The sequence below is a fragment of the [Clostridium] aminophilum genome, from assembly GCF_900101295.1.
GTDB lineage: Bacteria > Bacillota > Clostridia > Lachnospirales > Lachnospiraceae > Clostridium_R > Clostridium_R aminophilum_A.
In genome coordinates, this window is the sequence record NZ_FOIL01000028.1 from 28,768 (window position 1) to 42,726 (window position 13,959).

General features: G+C 53.4%; 7 protein-coding genes. 3 read left to right on the forward strand and 4 right to left on the reverse strand.

The features are described 5' to 3' along the window. Position 1: 1 nt before the first annotated feature. From BMW41_RS08625 to BMW41_RS08635, 3 genes are all read left to right on the forward strand, one after another. Complete coding sequence (locus BMW41_RS08625) at positions 2 to 1,315, forward strand: flagellin N-terminal helical domain-containing protein (protein ID WP_083378860.1); 1,314 nt, start codon at positions 2 to 4, stop codon at positions 1,313 to 1,315. A 63-nt stretch (positions 1,316 to 1,378) separates the two neighbouring features. Then, positions 1,379 to 1,834, forward strand: a complete 456-nt coding sequence (fliW, locus tag BMW41_RS08630) for a flagellar assembly protein FliW (RefSeq protein WP_074649747.1) — start codon at positions 1,379 to 1,381, stop codon at positions 1,832 to 1,834. A 27-nt stretch (positions 1,835 to 1,861) separates the two neighbouring features. Beyond that, entirely contained in the window at positions 1,862 to 2,131 is a 270-nt protein-coding gene (locus BMW41_RS08635; RefSeq protein WP_074649748.1) for a carbon storage regulator, read from the forward strand. Between the two features lie 392 nt (positions 2,132 to 2,523). Here BMW41_RS08635 and BMW41_RS08640 read toward each other — a convergent pair whose 3' ends face one another. From BMW41_RS08640 to BMW41_RS08655, 4 genes are all read right to left on the reverse strand, one after another. Then, positions 2,524 to 4,296, reverse strand: coding sequence for a methyl-accepting chemotaxis protein (locus tag BMW41_RS08640; protein WP_074649749.1), 1,773 nt, complete (start codon positions 4,294 to 4,296; stop codon positions 2,524 to 2,526). Between the two features lie 144 nt (positions 4,297 to 4,440). After that, positions 4,441 to 5,943 carry an RsiV family protein gene (locus BMW41_RS08645; protein ID WP_074649750.1) on the reverse strand — a complete coding sequence of 501 codons (1,503 nt, stop codon included), beginning with the start codon at positions 5,941 to 5,943 and terminating at the stop codon, positions 4,441 to 4,443. A gap of 169 nt (positions 5,944 to 6,112) precedes the next feature. Further along, positions 6,113 to 9,880, reverse strand: coding sequence for a UvrD-helicase domain-containing protein (locus tag BMW41_RS08650; protein ID WP_074649751.1), 3,768 nt, complete (start codon positions 9,878 to 9,880; stop codon positions 6,113 to 6,115). Further along, positions 9,880 to 13,593 carry a PD-(D/E)XK nuclease family protein gene (locus tag BMW41_RS08655; RefSeq protein WP_074649752.1) on the reverse strand — a complete coding sequence of 1,238 codons (3,714 nt, stop codon included), beginning with the start codon at positions 13,591 to 13,593 and terminating at the stop codon, positions 9,880 to 9,882. The genes BMW41_RS08650 and BMW41_RS08655 overlap by 1 nt, the downstream gene beginning before the upstream one ends. Positions 13,594 to 13,959 lie beyond the last annotated feature (366 nt).

Sequence of the window (13,959 nt, forward strand, 5' to 3'; positions counted from 1 at the left end):
TATGGGAATCAGAGTTACCAGCGGAACTTTTTATAAACAGTACGCTCAGACCGTTCAGAAACTGAAAGCGGAGTACAATCACTCCATGGAGCAGGTTTCCAGCGGTCAGAAATTTGCCAGTGCCCAGGACGATCCGCTCTCCTACTATGCTGGCATGAAACTCGACAATCTGTATATGGATGCGGACGCAAAGGATACGGTCTCCGAATCCGTAAAGAACCGCCTTTACCAGCAGGAATCCGGCGCCCGCGCGATTCAGGAGGAGATGCGCAACATCAACACCAAGCTCTCCTTCATCAATAACGATTCCGGCAACACGGACCCCTCTGCCGTCAACACGGTCATCAACGAGTTCAAGACGAGATCCCAGACCATTGTCAACGACATGAACGCGACCTACGAGAACTATTATGTATTCGGCGGCAATGATCTGACCACCTATCCGTTCCAGCTGGATGCTTCCGGAAACACATTTACGTTCAACCACATTTTCCCGGGCGACACCGCAGCTTCCAAGATGGAGATGACGTTGGTTCGCGGGGATCATATCAACAAAGACGACTACATGATTTCGGACGGAAACGGCGGCATGGTACTGGACGAAGCTGCCTATAATGCGGCATATGAGAAGACCGACGGCGGATACATCTACAGTCTGGAATACAAGGTAACCTACGCGGACGGTTCAGAGGCCACCGGCCGCGACGCCATGACCACAATTCTCCGTGCCATGTCAGAACAGGGTCACGTGGATCTCGGTTACGGCGACATTCGCGTGCGCGATACGCTCCTTGACACCAACAGCGGCGGTCTCAACATGCTGACCGGCATCACCTCCAATCAGGTGCGCAAGCTGGCAAACATCGACGCTGACACCGGTCACATCACCGGCTTCCAGGACGCCGCATATGACAACCTGGACAAATATCTGATGGATTCTCCGGTCTTCCTGACGGCGAAGGCGGTTTACACGACTTCCGACTATTGCGCCAAACTGGAAGAACACGGTGATTCCAACGATGCGCGCACCGATATGCATCACGCTCTCGGCAATGTCATCGGAAAATGGCAGGAATCCGAAAACCGTGTCAGCAATACCTACCGCGAATCCGGTGTCCGCTACGCCCTCCTGGAAAACACACAGAAACGTCTGCAGCTGAAGATGGATACCTATCAGGACGAGTACGACGATCGTATGGGAATCGATCCGTACGAAGCCATTGCGAAAATGTACTCTGACCAGTATGCATACAACGCAGCCATGCAGGTCGGTTCCAAGATCATGCAGAACTCTCTGTTTGATTTTGTAAAGTAAAAGCTGATAAATGAAACTTTGTAACGTTTGATTTTTCAATGCTTATGATGCGAGGTACACAGAATGCTTACACTTAAAACCAGAGACTACGGAACTGTTGAATATGAAGAGAGTGATGTGCTGAGTTTTCCGGACGGCCTGTTCGGATTCACAGAGTGCAAACATTTCATTCCTCTGTGTCTGGAAGAAGGCGAAGACAATTCCATCCTTCTTCTGCAGTCGATTGAGATGCCGGAAATTGCCTTTGTGGTGATCAATCCCTTCGTCCTTGAGCCGGATTACGCACCGGTTCTTCGCCACGAGGAACTCAACTATCTTCAGGTTTCTTCCGAGAATGAGCTTAGCTTTTATGTCATCTGTGTTCTTCATGAGGATTATCTGGACAATACCGTCAATCTGAAATGTCCGATCATCCTGAACCCGGCAACCCGCACCGGCATGCAGGTTATCCTGAGCGACTCACCGTATGAGTTCCGCCACCGTGTCGGCGATTTCTCCGCTCTTCTGGAGAACAAATAACGCAGAAAGGCTTCGAGGTATAAGAAAATGCTCATTTTAAGACGCAAAAAGAATGAAAGTATCCTGATTGGCAAAGATATTCGTATCACCGTTGTTGAATCAGCAGCGGATGGTGTGCGTCTGGCGATTGACGCTCCGCGGCAGGTCTCCATCATCCGTGAGGAGTTGTCGAACGCTGAGGCGATCAATCGAGAGGCAATTTCTTCCAATGCCACTTCTGTCGATCAGATGATCCGGAGAATCTCCACTCTTCGCCAGAATAACGAAGCAGACAAGGAAGCCCCCGAAGAAAAGTGATAATTTCCCGAAGCGGGCAGACGATGGAAGTGATTTGCCGCCCGTCAAAGGGACTATCGATCATACTATGATTTGTGCCGTCAGCCGTGCAATCGGCTGGCGGCATTTTCATATGCCGCAGCCGGAGCACTGACATGGTTTCTGCAGACTTGAACCGTTCCTGTGCTCACCGGCAGAACAAAGTCCGCGTGCGCATCCTCGCAGAGCGTTTTTGTGCGTGACAGGAGATTTCGGAGACATCACCTGTCACGCACAAAAAAGAGACGAAATCCGAACACGGTTTTCGTCTCTTTTGGGTTTTAAATGTTGAGATTTTATGTTGATCCGGAAGAGTTTCGTATATCTCACCGGATACCGGAACAGGTCTGTTCCGGTATCCGTCTCACTGTTTTTTATCTCAGTGCGAACTTGCTTACTTCCTGATCCAGCGCCTGCGCCTGTCTGGTCAGCTGCTCGCTGGCTGCCGCACTCTCCTCCGCGGTCGCCGCATTCGTCTGTACAACGGAAGAGATCTGATCGATACCGGTCTTGATTCCATTGATGGACTCCTGCTGTTTGTCGCTGGCCGCGCTGATTGCCTCGATCAGTTCCACAACCTTCTCGGTCGCTTCCTTGGTCTCCATCAGATACTGTGCGGTCTTTTCTGTCATCTCGGAACCTCTTTCCACCGCCTCAATCGTCTGATTGATCAGGTTGGACGTATCCGCTGCCGCATCGGCAGATTTGCCGGCCAGATTTCTTACCTCACCTGCAACAACCGCAAAGCCCTTTCCTGCCTCACCGGCACGTGCCGCCTCAACCGCCGCGTTAAGTGCCAGAATGTTGGTCTGGAATGCGATGTCATCGATCGTCTTGATGATTCCGTTGATCTTTCTGGATTTATCGGTAATCTCCGTCATTGCATCACGGAGATCCTGCATCTGCTCATTGCTGACAAGAATCTGCTTTTCTGCTGTCTTCGCTCTGCTGCGAGCCTCTCTTGCGCTGTCCGCCGTCCGGCTGGTTGCATCATTGACATCCGTTACCTCTGCGGAAAGTTCTTCAATAGAGCTTGCCTGCTCGGTTGCACCCTGAGCCAGATTCTGTGCGCCGTCCGATACCTGGGAAGCGCCGCTGTCTACCATGTGAGCCGACTCACGGATGGCTCCGATGACATTGTTCAGATTATCCAGAAGCTCATCGGTATTATCCTTCAGTTTTGCAAACTGACCGGTATATTCCTTCTCCAGTTCCACATCCAGATTGCCGTGCGCGATCTTGGAAAGCACCTCGGAAATCTCATCAATATAACCCTGATAATTCTGAAGCTGCTCCAATGTTCTGGAGAATGCCTTCGTAAGAACGCCAACCTCATTTTTGGAATTATCCTTCAGACTGACATTGAAATCGCCGTCTGCGATCCGCTCTGCCGCCGCGGTCACTCTCTGAATCGGATTTACGATCATGTTGCCGATCGCCATGGAGATAACCGTCAGCACAACAAACAGAATGATAAGGAAGACAATCATAATTCCAATGATACTCTTAATTGCCGCATTTGCCTTCTCATCGTATGCCGCCTGATCCGCATCGATGTCATCGATCCATACGCCGGTTCCGACAACCCACTGATACGGCTCGAAAGCCTTGGTATAATTCCGCTTCGGAAGCGGAGTGGTCTCATTCGGCTTTGCAAAGGAAAGATCGGTAAATCCGCCCTCTGCCTGCTTTCCGTTCTGGATCATCAGCTGAATGAATTTGACGCCGTTCGGATCCGTTGAATCCCAGCGGGATTTACCCTCGGTATCACGTCCCAGAAGAACCACATTTGTGCCGTCATATGTATCGATCCAGAAATAGCCGCTGCCGTTATTGTAACGCATCTGACGCACCAGATTCGCCGCCTGCTCCTTCGCCTCATACTCGCTCAGAAGCCCGGCTTTCTGCTGTTCATAGACGCTGTTGATCACACTGAGCGCAATCTCTGTCTCCTGTTTCAGCTTCTCCTCTACATCCTTTTCCAGACGGCTGCGATAAGCTGCAGATTGATCTTTGTTGTTCTGAATTGTCCTGAAAAGTGAAAATGAAGCCGTTCCGATTCCGGTAATGAGCGCTGTCGCCAGAAGAATCAGAATGATTGTCACTTTCAATGAGTGAATTCCCAGTTTTGTCGATTGTCTTTCCATAAACTATTCTCCTATTCCTTGGGTAAATGACACAAAAATAACAGGCATAATGGCTTTTCTACTGACATCATCGACGAAACCCGAAAAACAATAATACTGAATTCTATGTTATTTATGAAACAAATGGTAAAAATAATAAAACCCTTATTTTATCTCATACTTCATCTCAAAGTTATCATATGGAATCACAACCTCCGGAAATCCCTCCGACTCCGCCGCAATTCTCCCCGGTTCAAAGAAGAACCCGATTCCCTGATCCGTCAGAAAGAAGGGGGAATCCAGCCCGATCGAATCGGCCACGCTATGCTCCAGAGCCTCCGGTGACTCATAGGCAAAATTGGACTGTTCCGCTTTCTTCCGGAACGCCTCGCCGACCATCTGCTGAATCTGTTCCACCGGGGTTCCGGTGATGTCGGCCAGTGAAAGGAGTTTTCCGTTTTCTCTGTCAAAGGTGAAATACCGCTTTCTCCGTGAAACCATTTCCGCATTCCACTCATACCGGTCACCTTCCACGCAGAGGATTTTTTCCCTGTTCAGAGAGACGCCCCGGGTTCCGCTGAACCGCCAGGTAATCACCGCCGGATGGCTGAAGGAAACCGGCATCTTTGCCATCTCTTCTCCCTGTTCCTTCGCCTCCGCGATAATCTCCCGCTGAACATTCCGCATGGTTTCCGTCATGCTCTTTGCCGCGTCACCGTCTCCGCTGAATTCAATCGTTTCAATATAATATTGAAGCAGAGCCGCATCCGGGTTTGCCGACGATGAAGAACCGGAATCGGTCTCTCCTTCGGCCGCCTGTTCCTTTATCGCCTGATTCAGTTGCTCCTGATAGGCGATCGGATCCGCCGCGCGCGCTTCCCCGATCTCGGCGCTCATCTTTCCCACCGCATTCATGACGGACGTTTCCACCGGGGTCTCTGAGAGTTCCGGTGCTCTCGCCCCCTCCGCCGTCAGCTTCGCCGCCGCGGCGTAAATTCCGCCGTCTTTGGCCGTATAGTAGCGGCAGAGATTGCCATCGATCACGAATTCTGTCAGATCCTGCTTCATTTCGGCCATGCCGGCACCCTGCGCCGCAAAACCGATCTCCACCGGAAATCCGTCGGCATTGTCCGTTCCGTTTGCCGCCGCCCGGTAAAATCTCACGGCCTTTTCGTCCGCCGCTTCACCGCACAGCGCATAGTAGACATATCCGTCCTTCTCCGCGCGGACAATCGGAAAACGGTCCGCGTGGAACACCTCCGTTTTTTCAAGCGTACTCGGATCATATGCGCAGCACACGGACCGCCCCGCAGCATCCATCGTTACATAGTAAAAATGCTCTCGGAAAAATGTCGCCATTCCGGCATTGGTCAGTCCTTCCGCCTCCCGCACCTCTGTGCCGTCCGGATTGCAGACCGCAATCACGCCGGTTGACTCACTGACCAGCGGAAGATATCCGAGATTCTTTGCGCAGTCATCAGCCGAAAGGTCATTCGCCATCCGAAATCCTGCCGGCACGGTGGCCTGCCCCTCAAACATGGTCTGCTCGGACGCATCGGCAGTCGGCGCGTCCGGTGTTTTTTTCGCACATCCCGCCGCTGCCGCAAGCGAGAGTGCCAGAGCCGCGAAGACCGCCGCCCTCAATGTTTTTTCATGTTTTTTTCTCATAATACGTCTCCTCATCCGATCCGTTTTCAGCCTTCGCAGTCCGGGCGCCGCATCCCATTCCTTCGCACCCCCGGCGGCCGCATCCCATTCCGGAGCGGCCGCCCGGACATCTCCCTGCGCCGATTATATCGTGAAATCCTTATGATCCGTTCGGATTTCATTTACAATTTTATGAAATCGCGAGCATGCCGAACCGGAACGAATAGAGGTATTTCTCCTTCACTTTTTTCCCGGATGACATGGTCAGCGCCCGCTCATACAGTTCCAGCTGCGCGCGGTAATGTTCCTTCAGCGCTTCCGCGTCCGACGACCGGTCCGTCTTGTAATCCAGAAGAACCCATTCGCCCTCTTCTTCAAAATACGCATCGATGATACCCTGAATCAGAACCCTCTCGTCCGATTCACCGGTACCGATCTCCCGGGCCGGAACGCCCATGACAAACTGACGCTCCCGGAAGAGTTTTCCGCTCTCCGCCGCTTTTTTCGCGCGCTGTCCCAGCGGAGAGGAAATGAATTTCCGGATATCTCCTGCAGACACCAGCTCCGCCTCTTCTGCCGCGATCCGTCCGTCATCAAGAATTCTCCGGATTTCCGTTTTCACATCCTCTTCCGTCTCAATATTTTCGAAACGGATCAGGCTGAGCACCCGGTGATATGCGGTACCGCGCACCGGCCCTCCGGTTTCTTCCACACTCATCATAAACTGAGGCACGGTCGGAACGATCTCGTCTTCCGTTTCTTTCTGCCGCAGCTCGGATACCGAGTACTTCGCATTCAGAACGGTGTCCGCCCTGTGCGGATAATCCGCCTGTCCTGCAAGATCCAGAAGGCGCCGGTATGCCGGATCCCAGATACCGTCAGCCGGAAGCTGTTCCAGATATCTCCGGTCTTCTCCCCGGTCCCGCTGTTCGTCCATCTCCCGCATGAGCTGACCGCGCGGCGTATCAAATGAAATCTCCAGATGAGGATGTCCCTCCGAACAGGACATCAGAATCCACTCCAGATACGTTTTCTTTTCCAGCAGTTTCGAAGCCGGAACCTTTCCGTCCCGGAATCTCGTATTCATCAGTTCCTCTGCTTTTTCCCGCGCGTTTTTCATGGAGCCGGTCAGAATGAGTTTCTCCTTTGCGCGGGTCAGCGCAACGTACAGGACACGGAGTTCCTCTCCCTGGGACTCCTGCAGCTGCCAGCGCTTCATCACATTCTTTTTGAGTGTGCTTCCCTTGATCCTTTTTTTCGTGTCCGTGTAATCGGTTCCGATTCCCATCTCCGCGTCGATGAGGATATTTTTTCTCAGATCCATCTGATTGAAATGCTTGCTGAGGCCTGAGACAAACACGATCGGGAACTCCAGTCCCTTGCTCTTATGGATGGTCATAATCCGGACGCAGTTCGTGACATCGGCACCGCCCGCATCTCCGAAATCAACCTCTCTCTCCTTGAGTTTCTCGATGTAGCGGATGAAATGAAACACACCGCGGTAGCTGGAGGACTCATATGCCTTCGCCTTCTCAATCAGCAGATCCAGATTGGCGCGGCGCACCTCTCCGCCCGGCATTGCCGCAGCATAGAGGTAAAATCCGGTCTCGTCATAAATCTTATGAAGCAGAACATCCAGCGAAACCTGCGGAGCAATCTCCCGAAAGCCCTGAATAAGCTGCAGAATTTTCTTTAATTTTGCTGCGGTGTCCTTCGGACTTATGCCGGAAATCTGTTCCGGCAGTGTCTTTTTGGGAAGAATGATGCCGGATTCCGTCCGGTATTCCGTCCCGAAGGACGTCATTTTTATGGAATCATCCTGCGGCATTATTCCGTCTGCCCTCTCTCCCGGTCCGTACACTTCAGCAAAGTATCGAACGGCTCCGTACAGTCCCTCTCCCCGGTTTCCGCCTTCCGTCCGCTTTCCGTTTTCTGCCGCAATGAGAGCAAGCTCGGTGTCGGTAATCCCGGAAAACGGTGCTCGAAGAACGCTGGCCAGCGGAATATCCTGCACCGGGTTATCAATCACCCGGAGAAGATTGACCACTGTGCTGATCTCCGTCGTATCGAAGTACCCCGTCTTTTGCTCCGCCGAAACCGGAATCCCGTGCTGCGTCAGAACCTCGGAAAAATCCTCCGCCCAGGAACTTGTCGCGCGCAAAAGAATCACGATGTCACCGTATGAAGCTCTGCGGTAGCATTTTTCATTCTTATCCCAGATCCGAAGACCGCTGTCCGGATCGGTGAGTTCACGGATTTTCCCGGCAATCATCCCGGCTTCCAGTTCCCGGGATGTGTAATCCACATCCTCTTCCTCATCCGTTTCCGCTGCGGCTTCTGCCGCCGCTTCCGCCATCTCCGGCAGGTTCTCCAGATCTGTCTCCATGATCAGAAGCTCCGCAGAAAGAGAATGGGAATCCGGTTCCGGCTTCTCCTCGAAAACCGCCCCCGGATGAAGCGCCGCGGCCTCGTTGTACTCGATGGTGCCGACCTCTTTCGTCATAATCCTGCAAAAGATATCGTTGGTCGCATCCAGCACCTCATTCCGGCTCCGGAAATTCTGGTGCAGCTCAATCTTCCGGTTCACGCCGCTCTCGCCGTATGTATCGTATTTTTCCATAAAGAGCTCCGGTCTTGCCAGGCGGAACTTGTAAATGCTCTGCTTGACGTCGCCGACCATAACCACATTCGGCTCACCGAAGCGCTCTTTGGAGAGAAACTGAACCAGCTGCTCCTGAACCAGATTGGAATCCTGATACTCATCGACGAGAATCTCATCAAACTCCTGCGCCATCTCATCCGCTTCCGGTCCGGGAGTGCGATTTTCCCCGCTTCCGAGGATTTCCAGCGCAAAATGCTCCAGATCACCGAAATCGACAACATTTTTCTCCCGCTTCTTCTCGGCATACCGCTCGGAAAACGCCCGGACCGCATCCAGCAGCGTCAGAATATTGTCCTTGCCCGCTTCCAGATCGTGGAACATTTCCTCCGGTGAGGACGAAAAATACTGTTCGATCAGGGCCTTTGTCTTTTTTTTGCAGTCATCCCGGATCTTCTTTACCTGCTCCTGCTTTTCGGGGTCAATCTGATCTCTGATTTTTTTACCGATCGGAGCCAGTCTGGCATACTGAAAAGCGACCGCCCGCGACATGGCCGCATAGTCTTCCGCATTCAGAATCCCGTTCAGATGTTCAAGATCATCGTTAATCGTTTTTCCGTAAGGTTCCGGCCCGTCCGGCTCCCCGCACACTTCGAGGGCATATTCCAACACGCTGATCCATTCCCGGACCATGATTCTCACATCGGTCATCAGAAACTTCATCCAGTCCGTCTGTTCCAGTTCTTCCGGTCCTGCTGCCTCAAGTTCCCCGCGGCAGCGTTCCAGCCAGTCCTCCGGCCAGGGATTGCTCTGTGAAAACTTCCACACATTCAGAATCGTATCCTCGATCCCTTTATCCGTATTCCCGGTGGTGAATGCCTCGGCAAATTCCATGAAGCGCTCGCCCCATTCCGCATAGCACTCCTCAATCACCTCTTCCAGCGCATCCGCCCGGATCAGCTCTGTCTCCCCCTCATCCGCGATCCGGAATGCCGGATCGATATCCAGCCGGTCCGAATACTGATGAATCAGATACAGACAGAAACTGTCGATGGTTGTGATCTGGGCGTACTGAACCAGAACCGCCTGCTGTTCCAGGTGACGGTCTCCGGGGTTCTCCTCGATTTTCTTTTCGATCGCCTCCGCTATTCGCTCACGGATCTCCGCGGCCGCGCTGTGGGTAAATGTCATCACCAGCATACGGTCAATGTCCAGCGGATGGTCTCCTTCCGTGATTCTCTGAATGATTCTCTCGACCAGAACAGCGGTTTTTCCGCTTCCTGCCGCGGCGGACACAAGAAGATTTGACCCTCTCGCGTCGATCACGGCCTTCTGGTCGGCTGTCCAATTCACGCCCATTATTCTGTCTCCCTCTCTGCGGATTTCGGCTCAATCCCATTCGCAGGCGTCTCATTCCCTGCCGCCTTTTTCCAAACATGATCTTTCCCGTCATTTTCCGCTTCCGGTACCTCATGCCCGTCTTTCTTCTTCCGCATCGCGTTCTTTTCCTGCCGGTCTGCGGAACCTTCCGCCTGTACTTCATCCTTCCGGTCTTCTCCGGCAAATGCAATCCCAGCCTTCTTTCCGATTCTCGGCCAGATATCCTCTGCCTTCAGCGGCGGAAGCTTCCGGAAGGAAAACCCGTCCATCTGCGCATCAAAGCCGCAGACCGCATGGTACGGACACCATTCGCAGGCATTCTTCATCCCGTCCTTATACGGATTGATTTCGATCGATCCCTCCAGAATCTTCCGGCCCGCATCCTGCATGATGAATCCGCAGTACTTTCCCAGCGCACGGAAATGATCCTCGTCGAACACAAGCGCCCCTTTTGCGGCGCCGTCCTTCGATCTCGCCGCCGAGATCACCGGAGAATTGTAGTTTTCCGTTCCCTCCGCCGCGATTCCGTGATCCAGATGACGCACGGAATTGCCGTCGGCATTGACCGCACCGTTCATTTTCAGTTTCTCCAGAAGCGCCCGTTTCCGCGTTTCCTCCTCCACGGCTTTGTTCCGGTCAATCAGAGGATCCTGAATCCGGTAATAAAACATACCGGCCGGATGTACCGATTTTCCCGGATAACGGCTGCGGTATTTCTCCAGCGCCGCCTCCATATAAACCGGAAGTTGCAGCGAGAGGCCGTAATAAATGCTTCTCAGATCAAATTTCACCTGACCGGTCTTGTAATCAATAATCTTCAGATACAGATCATTTTCGTCTTCGCACAGATCCACACGGTCAATTCTCCCGTGAAGGTCAAGGAACTCGTCTCCTCCGAGGGCAATCCGCATCGTCTCGAGACCTTCCCGCGGAGTGAATGCCATCTCCAGCGCCTCCGGCACAAAATCCCCTCTTCGGATCTGTTCGGTGAGCGCCCACGCCGTCCGGTCCGCAATCCGCGTCATGCGCCGGATCAGATACCGGTTCCGCGCACTCGAGTCCATGATGCTGTTTCCATAGTCCCCCGCCGCCTTCGAGACGGCATCGCGGACCCGCTCGATCCGCTCGGATTCGGTAACCTCCGCGGCTGCCCGCTTTTCTTCCATCAGCGCCCGGAAATAGAGTTCGATGGAAGCGTGAAACAGGGAACCGATGTCTGTCTGCTTCAGCTGATACACTCTTCGCTCGGAAAGGTTCAGCCCATACTGCAGAAAATGCGCATAGGCACACTGATCATACTTTTCCAGTCTGCTGATGGAACCGCGCAGAATCGGGCTGTACAGAAGGCGCGCCGCCGCCTTTCCGATCCCCTTATCCGTGTAAGTCAGAAATGCCGCGTCGACAAGCCGGCTCACCTCCGCGCCGGTACCCGTCTGCTCTCCGCCCCGGTATTTCCGGTAGAGTTCCAGCACATCGCCCGTAGCATCTCTTCCGTCCCTGAGTCCGCCCGCAAGCCGGCGCATGCCTTCGGCCCGCGACCAGACGGCGAGGTTTTTCGGATCCGCATCGGCGATTTTCTTTTCCGGGAACATTTTCCGAAGCTGCGCTATCAGCGTTGACGGCCGGATTACTTTTCCCTCTGTGTCGGATGTGCTGAATGTCACATACAGTTTCTCCGATGCTTTCGTCAAAGCCAGATAAAGGTAGAACCGCTGGAGGAATCCGTCCTCCCTTGCGGTCGGCGCAATTTCAATATTCTGTCGGCGGAGAAGCCGGCGCTCCGACTCCGAGAGAATTCCGGTTCCCGGGGACACTGCCGGCACGATACCGTCGTTGACTCCCGCAAAGAACAGAACCTTTATATGCGCAAGACGGGTTCGGGTGATGTCGCCCACCACAACGCGGTCGACCGCCGCCGGAATGAGACCCACTTTGATCTCCGCAAATCCGGCATCCAGAATGTCTCTGTATTCATCCCGGCTCACCTTCTCGTCTCCGAGAAGCGCCGCCGTGCGGTCAAACAGATCGATGATCAGCCCGTAAACCTGACTGTATTCCCGCTCGAATTCCACGTTTCCCTGTGTGCCGAACGTCTCTGCCTTTTTCCGGAGTTTTTCCTCCAGTTTTAGTTCTTCCAGAAACCGGGTCAGCGCCGCCGTGCGCTCCGTCACGGTCACACCGCGTTTTCCCCATGCCTCTTTCAGCGAAAGGAACGGCGTCAGCACCGCCTTCCTCACATAATTCAGATAATTTAGATTGATCAGATCCGCGCCGGGATACGTTTTCTTCCACTCGGAATTCCAGCGGCGAAAGCCCCGGATGCCAAGCGCTGCGACATAATTTTCCAGAAAGCGGATCCACTCCTCGTCCGAATATCCATCCGAGGACAGGGACTGGCCGGAACCTTCGCCGGCGTCTCCTCTTCCATCCGGAAACGGCAGAACCAGACCGGTCTTCAGATACCGGAACACCGACTCATAAGAAAAATCAGACGAAATGACCTCCAGCGCCGCACGGATCAGCTCGGTCGCCGGGTTCTCCATAATACTCTTTTTGCTGTCGATAAAGCACGGAATCTTCTCCTCCGCAAAAGCATGTTCCAGAATGCCTCGGTACGAGTCCAGTGCCCCGGTGATCACGGCGATGTCACGGTAACGATAGGATTTCGTCCGCACAAGCCGGCTGATTTCCGCCGTGATCAGGCTGACCTCCTGAATCGGGTTTGCGGCACGCACAAGAAACAATCCGTTCTGCGATGATTTGCCGACGGCACGCGATGTCTCAGCCACAGCCGGATCACACCTCCGGAAAACGGATCTCTCGATTGCCTGAAGTTCCGGACTGTCCTGAAACCGCGGATAACCGCCTGCTCCCAGCAGAAGATCCTCCTCGCGCCGGACTCCCTCCGCCGCGGCGATATCGATCAGCCGGCACACCGTACGGCGGCTCAGATGGAACAGTTCCTCCGGTGCGCCCTCCCGGTAGGGATTCGCCCCCGCATCCATGGTTACCGTCACCGTCACCTTCGCACACATTTTCAGGAGGATTTCGAGAATATGATACTGGACCGGTGTGAATCCGGTGAATCCGTCCAGTGTGACAACCGCATCCTGCAGAAGCTCCGACTGAGGAAGACAGGAGCAGAAAATCTCCGGAATCTCTTCTCTGGACGCCATTTTATCTTTCGTGTATTCATGATATGCCTTCGTCACGGTCAGCATATCGGAGAGTTTTGCCCGGAGAAGATCGCTGGACACCGTATCGCGCATCTCCACAAGCTGTTCTTCCCGGATCCCGTACTGGAAGAACTCGGAGAGCTGGCTCTTGATCTCATCGATAAAGCCTGGCTTATCCAGATGCCGGCCGAATACCCGAAGTTCATCTCTCACCCCGGCCGCCGTCTTACGGATGACCATGGCCTTTCCCATATCATCCAGCACGGCGAGCTGCCGGACAGCAAGTTCCTCAAACACACGGTATGCCAGCCGCTCAAAACTCAGAATGTCGATGTTCATCACCGCGTGATTCGGATGAAGATCCACGATCTCCTTCTGGGTCTGCATGGTGAACTGTTCCGGCACGATCGCGTAATACCGGCGTTCCGGATTTTCCATGGATTCACGGATCAGATCGCGGTAAAGTTCTGTCGTTTTGCCGGATCCGGAACCACCGATGATGAATCTCAGAGACATAGACACTTCCTCCCAAAATAATCAACTCATTCTGCTCTCTATTATACACGGACAGAGGATCGGATAGGGGAGATTTGACACTCCCCTTCCACACCACCGTACGTACCGTTCGGTATACGGCGGTTCAATAGTTTACACGAACTTTTAGATAGTGGGCTGATAAGGATGGATATCCGAGTCTGACCACTATTATCGTTTTGGTAAGCGCTGTGTTTAGCATCATCGCCGCTCTCCATGTGCCTTTTCTACAGTTAGCCAGTTCATGTACCTTCCATTCTGGCAAGTGTAGCGCCCTCAGCATCTTGTACCTCGTTCGCACCTTTTTCCATTGTTTCCAATACACTGCCCGGATTCTGTGGCGAAGCC